At 37.1% G+C, this 12905-nt stretch carries 10 protein-coding genes and 2 other annotated features; of the genes, 6 read left to right on the forward strand and 4 right to left on the reverse strand.

The features are described from left to right. Positions 1-164: 164 nt before the first annotated feature. Both C406_RS0114350 and namA read right to left on the reverse strand, forming a co-directional pair. Complete coding sequence (locus tag C406_RS0114350) at positions 165-887, reverse strand: YetF domain-containing protein (protein WP_017381343.1); 723 nt, start codon at positions 885-887, stop codon at positions 165-167. A 697-nt stretch (positions 888-1584) separates the two neighbouring features. Next, positions 1585-2601 (reverse strand): NADPH dehydrogenase NamA, encoded by a 1017-nt coding sequence (gene namA / locus C406_RS0114355; protein WP_017381344.1) that lies wholly within the window; start codon positions 2599-2601, stop codon positions 1585-1587. 323 nt (positions 2602-2924) lie between these two features. Between namA and speD the strand changes: the two genes are divergently transcribed. After that, positions 2925-3731, forward strand: coding sequence for an adenosylmethionine decarboxylase (speD, locus tag C406_RS0114360; RefSeq protein ID WP_017381345.1), 807 nt, complete (start codon positions 2925-2927; stop codon positions 3729-3731). Positions 3732-3905: 174 nt separating this feature from the next. On the opposite strand, the gene proC is transcribed toward speD, so the two are convergent. Continuing rightward, on the reverse strand, positions 3906-4718 hold the full coding sequence (gene proC, locus C406_RS0114365; protein ID WP_017381346.1) for a pyrroline-5-carboxylate reductase: 813 nt from the start codon (positions 4716-4718) through the stop codon (positions 3906-3908). A gap of 55 nt (positions 4719-4773) precedes the next feature. Beyond that, positions 4774-4987 (reverse strand) — a binding site (T-box leader). Between the two features lie 212 nt (positions 4988-5199). Between proC and C406_RS0114370 the strand changes: the two genes are divergently transcribed. The 4 genes from C406_RS0114370 (at position 5200) to argH (ending at position 9618) form a co-directional block, all read left to right on the forward strand. Further along, complete coding sequence (locus C406_RS0114370; protein ID WP_017381347.1) at positions 5200-6144, forward strand: MBL fold metallo-hydrolase; 945 nt, start codon at positions 5200-5202, stop codon at positions 6142-6144. Further along, positions 6131-6883: an SDR family NAD(P)-dependent oxidoreductase gene (locus C406_RS0114375; RefSeq protein ID WP_017381348.1), complete on the forward strand. Its 753-nt coding sequence runs from the start codon at positions 6131-6133 to the stop codon at positions 6881-6883. Before C406_RS0114370 ends, C406_RS0114375 begins: the two co-directional genes overlap by 14 nt. 159 nt (positions 6884-7042) lie before the next feature. Next, positions 7043-8251, forward strand: coding sequence for an argininosuccinate synthase (locus C406_RS0114380; protein WP_017381349.1), 1209 nt, complete (start codon positions 7043-7045; stop codon positions 8249-8251). Further along, positions 8248-9618 (forward strand): argininosuccinate lyase, encoded by a 1371-nt coding sequence (argH, locus tag C406_RS0114385; RefSeq protein WP_017381350.1) that lies wholly within the window; start codon positions 8248-8250, stop codon positions 9616-9618. The genes C406_RS0114380 and argH overlap by 4 nt, the downstream gene beginning before the upstream one ends. A gap of 100 nt (positions 9619-9718) precedes the next feature. Here argH and C406_RS0114390 read toward each other — a convergent pair whose 3' ends face one another. Continuing rightward, complete coding sequence (locus tag C406_RS0114390; RefSeq protein WP_017381351.1) at positions 9719-10963, reverse strand: benzoate/H(+) symporter BenE family transporter; 1245 nt, start codon at positions 10961-10963, stop codon at positions 9719-9721. A gap of 394 nt (positions 10964-11357) precedes the next feature. Beyond that, positions 11358-11630: a binding site (T-box leader), on the forward strand. A 64-nt stretch (positions 11631-11694) separates the two neighbouring features. Here C406_RS0114390 and C406_RS0114405 point away from each other — a divergent pair. Further along, positions 11695-12903: an MFS transporter gene (locus C406_RS0114405; protein ID WP_017381354.1), complete on the forward strand. Its 1209-nt coding sequence runs from the start codon at positions 11695-11697 to the stop codon at positions 12901-12903. The last annotated feature ends 2 nt before the right edge of the window (positions 12904-12905 follow it).

The following is a 12905-nucleotide window of genomic DNA, read 5'->3' on the forward strand; positions in this document are numbered from 1 at the left end:
ATTTTATTTCACAATATATGATTGGAATGATTCCTCCATCCACGAAAGATGGGGATTTTGCGGTTTCAAGAATGGTTGCCTCACATACCGATTCTCGTGAATTAATAGATTGTTAAGGGTAAAGTCTTTGAGGTAGTAGTTATTAGGTTTGAATGGACTGAAACTCAATGAATGATAGGTGGTAAATCTTTTAATTTCTCATCCTTGAAGGAAATAGTTAAATTTCCTTCTTTGTCAAGAGCAGCGAAAAATACTTGATTTATATCTTCTACTCCAGCGGTTCTTAATTTTTCTGTCAACCAAGTCGGACTAAACTGCAAATATGCAAGAACCTCTTTATACAATTTGCCTTCTACAATAACCGGATAAGATATTTCAGTATGTAATTTTACGATTTTTAAATCTTCATTTGTTACGGTTTCTTTTTGCGGTTTTTTCATAACCGTTAAATTCCCGTTTCCTTCAACAATAGCTAAGTGGACACTACTTAGATCGAAAATATCCTTCTCCCTTAACAGTAACAACATATTATCAATAGAGTATTGAATTTTTTTTAGGTTGTTATTTAAAATCACGCCGTCCATTATTACAATTGTAGGTTCGAAAGTAATTAGCTTGCCAAATTTTCGGTATCTAATCTTCAAAATAGCAACCGATTTTTGCAGTATTCCTATAAGTACTACTGCAACAGCCGTATGTATGTGTTCTATATCAGGATCCGCTATGTCTGCTCCTACAACTGCACCTAGAGACATAAGAATTAAAAAATCAAAAATCGGGAGTTCTCCGACAGATCGTCTTCCCATAAATAATGTCACAATAAGCATTAATGGCAAAATCGTAACGACTCGACCTAATAAAATTAACAATTCTTTCACTAACTCCATACTTTACCTCCAACGATATAGTTGTTGATAGTTTAACCAAAATATTTTCAATTAATCGTGAAGGAGTTTAATCGTTATTAAGTTTTACACATAGTTCAGTTTTCTCATCTATCGGAAATAGTAGTATAATCAGTAATTCCATTACTAAAGAAAAAATGTATAGCTAATTAACCTCCATTTGTATGAAACTCATCAAAGATATCTAATTCGTATTTAATCGGGTTAATACTTTGCTTACTTTCAAATAAACATTAAATTTTTATCCTTCAATGCCTGTGACTTTAAGACTAGACTTATGAAATCTGAATAATATTCCAAAAAATTGCGAGTTAATGTGAAATTAAAAATGAGTAATTTAATATCCAAAATAGTGTCTCCGAACGAAATGTCGCCTTTTTCTTTTGCTAAGAGTTAAAGATTCTTGATTGGAAATCGTCGGGACACCAACTGAAATTAGTATCCTCATAATAGAAAAAATCAGCGAAGCTTCCTAGATAAAATTGAGGAAGGTTCGCTGATTTTGTATACACTGTACTGAATTAGATGTAATTGATATGCCATGGGAGAACCAGCGTAGGCGCCTTTCAAGTGGTAGCCGGAGCGAGAAGATTAGCAATGATTTTCTGCCTGGCTTCTCGCGGGTGGCGTACACAAAGCGCCGAAGCGTTTAGGATAGGGAATACTTAGTCTAGTCTTTTTATATCCAACCACGTTCGTATTGAACTGGAGATTTTATTTCTGTGTGTAATTCTTTTGCTGCTCGGTAAGCCCAGTATGGGTCACGAAGCAATTCCCGTGCAAGGAAAATCAAGTCCGCGCGATCATTTTTCAATATTTCTTCTGCTTGAAGTGGGGAAGTGATCATGCCAACTGCGCCTGTTGCAATCGGTGTCTCGTGTTTTATGGTTTCAGAGAATTTCACTTGATAACCAGGATAAGAATCAATAGTTGCTGGTACATTGGCACCTGAACTCACATCTATTAAATCAACGTCTTGTTCTTTCATCCATTTCGTCATTACAAGATAAGCTTCTGGTGTCATTCCCCCTTCTTTGTAATCATGTGCAGAAATACGCACAAATAATGGACCTTCCCAAACAGAACGTACAGCGTCAATTGTTTCACGGAGCATGCGGTAGCGATTTTCTTCACTGCCCCCATATTCATCTGTTCGTTTATTGGTTAATGGGGATAGAAACTCATTTATTAAGTAGCCGTGAGCACCATGAAGTTCAATAACATCAAAACCTGCTTTTTTCGAACGTATGGCAGCTTCTTTAAAGGCTTCAATTGTTTTAGCAATATCTGCTTTCGTCATCTCGATTGGTGTTTTATAGTGGTAGTTAAATGCAAGTGGGGAGGGGGCAAATATATCACCTTTTACAGTTGCTTTTCGACCAGCATGTGCGAGTTGAATGCCGGTTTTAGCGCCATGAGCTTTTATTAAATCAACAAGCTCTGATAAACCATTCGTCTGCTCGTCACTCCATATACCTAAATCATCTTGAGAAATACGACCTTCTGGTTGTACAGCGGATGCTTCTAATATAATCAAACCTACTTGGCCAACTGCACGTGTCTGGTAATGCACGCGATGCCAATCTTCCACTTGACCATCCTGATTGTGACTTGAATACATGCACATTGGTGCCATGACAATACGATTTTTAAATGTCACATCTTTAATTGTGAATTCCTCAAATAACTTAGACATTAAATAAAACTCCTCCTTATATGTATATTATCAGTATAGCAAATTCACCCTAACTATAGCGGTTCCTTTGCTCATGGCAATGTAAACAGCCTTTTGTCGACATAATAGGTAAAGAATGATTTACTTGTTAAGACACTTTCTATAACACTCAAAATGTATATAATAATTAATTTGTTCAATTATATGTTTTACAACAAGCGTTTTGTGGGAAAATAGAAAATGTAAGCCTTTAACATAAGCAAAAACTCTAACCCTGATTTATAGTGGTAGAGACAGTTAAATGGATAACGATATATTTCTAGCAGAAAAAGGGGATACCAATAATGAGTTTAACACCTAAACAAAGAATTGAATTACATGGCTTTAACAACCTTACAAAGTCATTAAGTTTTAACATGTATGATATCTGTTACACAAGAACGAAGGAAGAACGAGAGGCATATATCAAGTATATTGATGAGCAATACAATGCAGATCGTCTAACAAGTATATTAACCAAAGTTACTGATATTATTGAAGCAAATATTTTAAACGTCGCCAAGCAAGATTATGAGCCACAGGGGGCGAGTGTGACAATTTTGATTTCAGAGGGTCCGGTTGATGAGTCTTCAATTGAGTCTTTTCAGGAATCACCAGGACCTTTTCCTGAAGCGGTAGTCGGTCATTTAGATAAAAGTCATATAACTGTCCATACATATCCTGAATATCACCCTGATGAGGGAATTAGTACATTCCGTGCTGATATAGATATTTCAACTTGCGGAGAAATTTCACCTCTAAAAGCATTGAATTATTTAATTCATTCTTTTGAAACAGATGTCATGGTGATGGATTATCGGGTCCGCGGCTTTACGAGAGACTTAAAAGGCCATAAGTTATTCATTGATCATGATATAAATTCCATTCAAAACTATATTCCAGAAGGTCTAGAAGAAAATTTTGAAATGATCGATGTGAATGTTTATCAAGAAAATATTTTTCATACAAAATGTAAGCTCAAAAAATTTGATTTAAATAATTACTTATTTGGTTATTCAGAAGACGCTTTATCTGAAGAAGAAAGAAAATCAATTACTATGAAGCTGAAAAAAGAGATGGATGAGATTTTTTATGCAAAAAATATGTCGTGATATTATTGGCGTTTATTTACATTTAAGGCGATAAAGGAAAATAGTAGTTCTGAAAATTCCAGAATTTAAGATACGAACAAATTGCTTCGATAATTGAATTATGCACAAAAAAGGACCAAATAGGTCCTTTTTTGTGTTACATATTAATCTTTCCTTATTACTTAACTTTTTGTACTATACATAAAGCTTTCCGAGCTCACGTGAGCGTGTTTCAGCTTCTTTTAAACAACCAGCAAGTATTTCGACAAAGCCGCTTTGTTGTAAAGCTTGAATACCAGCTTCTGTTGTCCCACCTGGACTTGTGACTTGCATACGAAGAGTAGATGGTGATTTATCGGATTGTTTTAACATTTCAGCAGATCCGGCAAGTGTTTGAACTATCAAGTCTCGTGCTATTTTTGGATTGAGTCCACTAGCAACAGCTGCTTGCTCGAACGCTTCAACAAAGTAATATACATAGGCCGGTCCACTACCAGATAAAGCAGTAACAACATGCAATTCTTCTTCGGCTACTTCTATTACTGAACCAATGGTTTCTAATAATTGAATGATTTGTTGTTTGTCTTCATTTTTCATAAGTTCATTCCAAGCTAAAGCACTAGCGGACATGCCGATTGTTGCTGAAGTGTTTGGCATACAACGAGCGATTGGGCGAGTGCCAAGTCCTTTTTCAATGGTATCCATAGGAACACCTGCAAGAACTGATAACACAATTGCAGTTGATGATATGTAGGTGGCAATTGATTGCATGCCAGATTGAACATCTTTCGGTTTCATAGCTAATATGATTAAATCAGCTTTTTTTAAAATTTCTTTTTCATCACCAACTAGCTGTACTCCATAGGTTTCATTAAGAGAAGTCAATTTTTCTTGATCTGATTTGTTCATTACATACACATTCTCTGGGTCAACAGTAGCCTCTTTCATCCAGCCATGAATAATTGCTTGCGCCATGGAACCTGCTCCAACAAATACAATCTTTTTCATTGTTACTCCTCCTTTTAGTTTTTAATTTGCATAAAAAAATGCGCTCTCATCCTAATAAAAGGACGAAAACACATGTTTCCGCGGTACCACCTTGTTTTGCTCAAAACTTGAGCACAACTTTTAATCCTTCTTAACGCGAAGGCACGGTCATGTTTGCATGACAGCTCCAAAGTAGGTTCATCGTGTGAGTGGGAAGTGTGTCTTTCAGCCAGTGGACATACTCTCTAAATTCCTTCAACACGAATACTAGTCTTCATCAAAGCTTGAACGTTGTTAATTATTGAAATTATAGACTTCCAAATGATTATTTGTCAAACAAGGAAGTGGGCATAGCCTAATTTAAGATATCTTTCTCGTTTCTTACAATAAACCAATTTACTATGAATTACAATTCTATTCAAAGTAAATTGAAAAGATGACGACTGCCCAAAAAACTTGTACAATAGAGTGAATAGCGATTCATTTTTAAGGAGAATGCCTAATGATTCATAAACTAATTTTACCTACACCATTTGCTGTAGGGGACGTCAATGCCTATTTATTAAAAGGAGACTCGTTATCACTAATTGATGCGGGCCCTAAAACGCCTGAAGCTTACGAAGCATTAGAACGAGGCATAAAAGAAGCAGGTTATTCATTTAATGATATAGAACAAGTGTTTTTAACACATCATCATCCAGATCATGCAGGATGGATTGATGCTTTTCCTCAAGCTAAAGTATATGGACATGTCTACAATAATCTTTGGCTAACACGTGATCCAGCATTTTTTGCCTATCATGATGAATTTTATTTAAAACGTTTAAAAGAAGAAGGCGTACCGGAAACATATCATTCATGGGTAGAAAAAATGAAACGGCCTGTGTCTTTTCTCGGAAACCGTCCACTTGATGAGACGCTTGCAGAAGGTGATGTACTCCCTGGGCATCCGGGTTGGACAGTACTTGAAACACTTGGTCATGCACAGAGTCATATTTCTTTTTGGCACCCAGAGAGCAAAGTAATGATCGGTGGAGACCATATTTTAGAAAAAATTTCATCTAACCCTTTGATTGAACCACCACTAAATCCAAGTGACGGGCGTCCTAAATCGATGCTTCAATACAATGAATCATTGAAAAGAGTCTTATCCATGCCTGTTGAGAAAATTTATAGTGGACATGGAAATGAAGTTTTCAATGTTCATGAACTGATAGAGCATCGTTTAGAAAGACAACATGAGCGTGCTATGAAAGTACATTCGATGATATCACAACAACCATTGACCATTTATGAAATCACACAGAAACTATTTCCGACCGTATATGAGAAGGAACTCGGTTTGACGCTTTCAGAAACCATTGGGCAAGTCGATTACTTGTTAGCAGAAGGTCTGGCATTTGAGTCTAGTGATGAACATGGAGTATTCTCCTATGCAAGAGCATAAAACCGTTCTTGTTACGGGAGCTACCAGTGGTGTAGGATTGCAAGTCGCAAAAGACCTTCATGCGAAAGGATACAGCGTTTATGCAACAGGTCGTTCTAAAAAAGCCCTTCAAGAACTCGAATCTCTCGGCATTCATGCAATCGAAGCAGATTTACTAATAGAAGATTCACTTGAAGAAGTTATCAGCCAATGTCCAGACCTCGATATAGTTGTGTTTTCTGCAGGAATAGCAACATTTGCATTAGCGCATAACACAACCGATGAACAAATTGAACAAATGATGCGCGTTAATGTAATGGCTCCCATGAAGTTAACGAGTCGAATTTTATCGAATATGTTAGCAAAAAAATCGGGTCATCTCATCTATGTCGCTTCACAAGCAGGGAAAATTGCTACACCCAAAGCATCTGTTTATGCAGCAACAAAACATGCACTCCTAGGTTACGCAAACGCTACACGTATGGAAGTTCAGCCATACGGCATTTATGTGACAACCATCAACCCAGGACCCATCGATACACCATTTCTAGATTTGGCTGACTCTACTGGTTCATATAAAACATCCTTAAGAAAATTTTTATTGTCCGTTGAAGAAGTGTCAAATGCAATTGTCCGTGTGATCGAGCGTCCGGCCCGTGAAGTGAATTTGCCATGGTATATGGGTATTTCAAGTAAAGTATATGGTATGGCACCTGGAGTCATTGAACGAGTGGGTAGAGAGTTTTTTACAAAGAAATAATAGGTAAGAAGAGCAGCCAACGAGGTTGCTCTATTTTTTGAATAGTTAAACTTCTCTATATGTATGAAAATACGCTTGATTACATTTATTCTACATGTTATCATTCGTGTATATTAATTCAATGTAAATGAATAAACATACACTCAGGAGGAATAAAAAATGAACAAAAAAGTCGTTCTCGCATATTCAGGTGGTCTAGATACTTCAGTAGCAATTCCATGGTTAAAAGAACAAGGATACGATGTAATCGCAGTTTGTCTAGATGTTGGTGAAGGTAAAGATTTAGATTTTATTAAAAAGAAAGCCATTCAAGTAGGTGCTGTTGAAAGTTATATGATCGATGCAAGAGACGAATTTGCAAACGAATATGCATTGCTTTCACTTCAAGCCCATACTTGGTACGAGAATAAATATCCATTAGTTTCGGCATTGTCTCGTCCGTTAATTTCAAAAAAACTAGTTGAAATTGCACATCAAACGGGCTCACATGCAGTGGCGCATGGTTGTACAGGGAAAGGCAATGATCAAGTCCGTTTTGAAGTGTCAATTAATGCACTAGATCCTACTTTAGAAGTTATCGCACCTGTACGTGGATGGGGCTGGTCACGTGAAGAAGAAATTGACTATGCTAAGAAGAATAACATTCCGATTCCAGTTAAATTAGATAGCCCATTTTCAATTGACCAAAACTTATGGGGCCGTGCTAATGAATGTGGAATTTTAGAAGACCCGTGGGCTACACCTCCAGCAGATGCTTATGATATTACGGTTGCGATAGAAGATGCACCAGATACAGCTGATATTGTTGAAATTACATTTAATCAAGGAGTACCAACGGAATTAGATGGCGTTCCATATTCATTAGTTGATTTAATTCTAAAGTTGAATGATGTTGCTGGAAAACACGGAGTTGGACGTATTGATCATGTGGAAAATCGTTTAGTCGGTATTAAATCTCGTGAAGTATACGAAGTACCTGCAGCTCACACATTACTTATTGCTCATAAAGAACTTGAAGACATTACTCTCGTAAAAGAGCTAGCACATTTCAAACCAGTTATTGAGAAAAAGTTAACGGAACTAATTTATGATGGTTTGTGGTTCTCTCCATTAAGAGTAGCACTTGAAGCATTTATTAAAGAAACACAAGTTTATGTAAATGGTGTGGTACGTGTGAAATTATTTAAAGGCCACGCGATAGTAGAAGGACGTAAATCTCCGAATTCACTATATGATGAAAAACTTGCAACGTATTCTACTAATGACGAGTTTAACCATGCATCTGCAGTCGGCTTTATTGAATTATGGGGTCTTCCAACTAAAGTACATGCAATGGTTAATAAAGGAGAAGAGAAGGTGACTGTATGACCAAACTATGGGGCGGTCGTTTTCAAAAGTCTGCTGAACAGTGGGTAGATGAATTTGGCGCATCTATTGGCTTTGATCAGCAACTCGTTATCGAAGACTTGACTGGTAGTATCGCGCACGTAAAAATGCTCGGTGAGTGCAGAATATTACCAATTGAAGACGTTACGGCAATTTTAGATGGTTTAGAGCAGTTGAAAGTAAAAGCGACAAACGATGAGTTAGTTTTCGAAGTTGCGAACGAAGATATTCATTTGAATTTAGAAAAAATGCTGATTGATTTGATTGGACCTGTTGGTGGGAAGCTGCATACAGGGCGCAGTCGTAACGATCAAGTAGCGACAGATATGCACCTCTATTTGAAAAATAGAGTGAGTGAAATTGTCGATAGCATCAAAATGTTCCAGCAAGCGATACTCACTCAAGCTGAGCAACATGTCGAAACCATTGCACCTGGCTATACACACTTACAACGTGCGCAACCAATATCGTTTGCTCATCATCTAATGGCTTACTTTTGGATGTTGGAGCGAGATCAGCAACGTTTGTCTGAATCGCTTAAACGTATTGATATGTCACCATTAGGTGCCGGTGCACTTGCAGGGACGACATTCCCAATTGACCGCGAAAAAGCAGCCAATTATTTAGGGTTTGAGCATGTGTACCAAAATAGCATGGATGCCGTGAGTGACCGTGATTTCATCGTGGAATTTTTAAGTAATGCATCACTTGTGATGATGCACTTATCGCGTTTCGCTGAAGAAATCATTTTGTGGTCGAGCCAAGAGTTTCAATTTATTGAACTCGATGATGCGTTCGCCACAGGCTCAAGCATCATGCCTCAAAAGAAAAACCCTGATATGGCGGAATTGATTCGCGGGAAGACGGGTCGTGTGTACGGAAACTTATTTAGTTTGCTAACTACGCTAAAAGGATTACCACTCACGTATAACAAAGATATGCAAGAAGACAAAGAAGGCATGTTCGATACGGTTAAAACCTTGAATGGATCATTACAAATCTTCGAAGGTATGGTCCGCACGATGACCATTCATACAAAACGATTGAATGAAGCGGTACATCAAGATTTTTCAAATGCCACAGAACTCGCAGATTATTTAGCGACAAAAGGCATGCCATTCCGTGATGCACATGAAGTGACTGGAAAGCTCGTATTTCTTTGTATTCAGCGTAAGATTTACTTGTTGGATCTAACACTTGAAGACTTACAAGAAGCAAGCAACTTAATTGAAGCCGACATTTTTGACGTGTTGTCACCTGTATCCGCAGTGAAGCGTCGCAATTCTCTAGGTGGAACTGGTTTTGATCAAGTTCGATTGCAAATTGAGAAAGCCAAAGCACTTTTATAGCATTACAAATCATTCCACTTGCTGAAATCTATTGGCAGGTGGGTTTTTTGTCCGTTCAGATTCGGGGGCGCATCCTATTTAATAGAAGCGTAGTTATTAATTAAGCTGCTTTACTTGAAATAACTGTGCTTGAGGAAATACGTTGCTTGAAGTCCTTTTTCTCTAAGAACCACGAAACAATCCAACCTCCAATAAGTGCCCAAAACGTTGCACTTATCCCTAAAAAATTCACACCTGACATCGCAATAATTAATGTGAAAAATGCGCCTAATTGAAATTGTTTTCCGTGAAAAGAACGCTGTAAGCTTTTTAGTAACACGCCAATAAGTGCTAAACCCGCAATAAGTTTAATCAATGACTGAGGCATTAATAAAATAAAAGAAAGTGATAAGGATGCTAATAAACCAAAGATTACTAACCATACGCCTGATATAAATGCTGCTACATAACGTGTTTCCTTTGGACCAACATCTTTAGATGCACATAGTGCGGACATTATTCCACCCATACATGCACTGTGTCCACCAAAAATTCCCGCAAACATAGTTCCAATCCCACTTATCATAATTATTTTTTTTGCTTGAGGTTGATATCCCTCATCTTTCAATACCGTTATTCCTTGTGCTGATTCTGTGCTAAGTAACATGACGGTAATAGGAATAGAAATAGCTAAAATTGCACTTAAGGAAAAATCAGGCATCCAAATAGCTGGCATTTCAAACGTAAAATTCATTTTCGAGGAACTCTGGGCTAAAAATGGAAATAAGGTAAATCCAACAATTACCGCACCAATGATGGGAGGGATCTTTGGGAATATCTTCGCAAAAATAAAATAGGACAAAAGAGTGATGGTACCAAGTAGTGGCAACGTAGATAAAGACTTAATCATATCTGTTCCAAAATGAATCATAGACCCTGCGATCATGGCCATTACCAGTTCTGAAGGCAACCAAATAAGTAATCTATCAAACCATCCTAGAAATCCTATAATAAATATGAGGGAACCTGCAATTAAGTATGCACCAACTGCTTCATTAAAAGAATATTGAGTAATAGCTTGTGTCATTAATACAGCTGATGGAATTGAATAGGCTCCGGCAATAGGTTGACCAAATAGCAAAGACATGATTATACCAAGCAACCCACCTACAAAATAGATTCCAAATAACCAAGAAATCGTTTGACTAGTAGTCAAGTTTCCATTTTGAGCAGCAGTGATGACGATAAGGACAGGACCGGTACAACAAATGATGGCAGCAACAGTTCCAGCTGACATATTTTTAATAGATAAATATTTGGGGATAGATAGTGCATTTTTAATAAATGGAACGTTCTTATTTAGCAATATGAAGTACCCCCTTTTTGAAATTATATAAATATTCTGAAATTATTACAATGTTTTCTTTTTGTAGATTAATAACTTACTTAAATAGGTCAGCATCAAGTCGGATTTTAAAATTATTTTTAAAATAAATAGACTTCATCCATACATCGTCTGATACTAGATGTGTTATATAACTAAGCATAAAATCATTTCGTATTTCAGAATGATATTTTTTAATAAAAGCATGATAATTTGCAAATAATGTACCATCATTCTTCCTTAATAATAGTGTAATTTATTTTTGTAATCACGTGTAAAGGAGCTCATCATCGCAAGGGGAATACGATTTTGAAAAGACTGAGAAATCGGAAGTTTATTCTTTACAAATATTTTTATTATGTTATGATTACGAAAATTAACAGCGATGAAGAGAAGAGTAAGTCATCTGAATTCTTTTACAGAGAGCCCTGGAAGCTGCAAAAGGGTAAGTGTTCATTGACTGAAACAAGACTTTGAGCTTCACATGGGACTTACAAATTCCGGAAAATTGTAGGGTATTATGTGACAGGTGCTCCTGTTATCGAGCTAAAGTATAAACATGACATTCATGCCGTACTTGAAAAGGTGCTGATGGCGACATCAGGACAAACTGGGGTGGTACCACGACGTGTTAAATCTCGTCCCCAAGACAATTGTCTTGGAGGTGGGATGTTTTTATTTGGTAAATAAAAACATGTCGTGGGGGAAGTCAGGTGAACTTACTAAAATGGAAGTTTCAAGCGCTTTATTTGAGCGCAGTTGGTATTGCCAATATTGGGCAATGGATATATTTATTAGCCATTAATTTAATGGTTTATGAAATGACAGGGTCTGCTTTAGCGGTTGCAGGACTGTATATGATTAAACCGTTTGCTCATATGTTCGTGGGATTATGGGCGGGTAGTGTGATTGACCGTGTTTCTACAAAGCATTTGATGATCACTTTAGATGTAATTAGAGCGTCATTAATCGTACTCATTCCTTTTCTCGATTCCATCTGGATAATCTATGGTTTCGTTTTATTCATTCAAATGGCAGGGGCTATGTTTGATCCTGCATCATTTAAGTATATGACATTGTTGCTACCAAAACACGACCGAAAAAGGTTTAATGCTTTGATTAGTTTTGTACATTCTGGAGCTTTTGTGATGGGTCCAGCACTAGCTGGGATACTATTTATAATAGGGTCTCTTGAAATGGCTTTATTTGTTAACGTTGGGACGTTTTTATTATCTGCGGTATTGACAAGTCTACTCCCTATACGTTTCAATACAACGTCTTCTGAAAAAACGAATATAACCTGGAGTGACATCCGAACAGATTGGCACTTAGTTTGGAATTTTAGTAAGAAAGCGTTACCTTTTGTTGTTGTGTATATGGTCTTTCAAGGAGTCATGCTTTTGACGGCTGCCCTTGATTCAATGGAAGTAGCATTTGCGAAGGACGTCCTTCAATTATCAGACGCAGCTTATGGCTCGCTCGTTAGTCTGGCAGGAGTCGGCTTTTTAATGGGTGCTATCTGTACAAATCTGATCGTTAAATTTACGTCTTCTAAACAGTTAATGGGAATTGGAATTATTTTAGTGGCGGTGGGCTATCTCATCTACAGTTTTTCGACAACTTACCTGATGGCCAGTATCGGATTTTTCATTCTCTCTTATTTTCTTTCATTCGCAAATACGGGATTCATGACGTTTATTCAAGAAAATATTCCAATCACCATCATGGGTAGAATCTATAGTTTGTATGCAATGGTTTCCAGCTCGATACAAATATTGGTCATTTTGTTATTGGGGTTTGCTGCACAATTAGTTTCTGTACAAGAAGTGGTTATAGGAGGATCTATTCTTATGTTTGGCGTCGCGTGTTTCTTAACCTTATTGGTGAAGAGTTCTCTATCTTCAGACTATGTTACCGAATGAGG

Origin of the sequence: Paenisporosarcina sp. TG-14 (assembly GCF_000297555.1) — a bacterium.
In the GTDB taxonomy this organism is placed as follows: domain Bacteria; phylum Bacillota; class Bacilli; order Bacillales_A; family Planococcaceae; genus Paenisporosarcina; species Paenisporosarcina antarctica.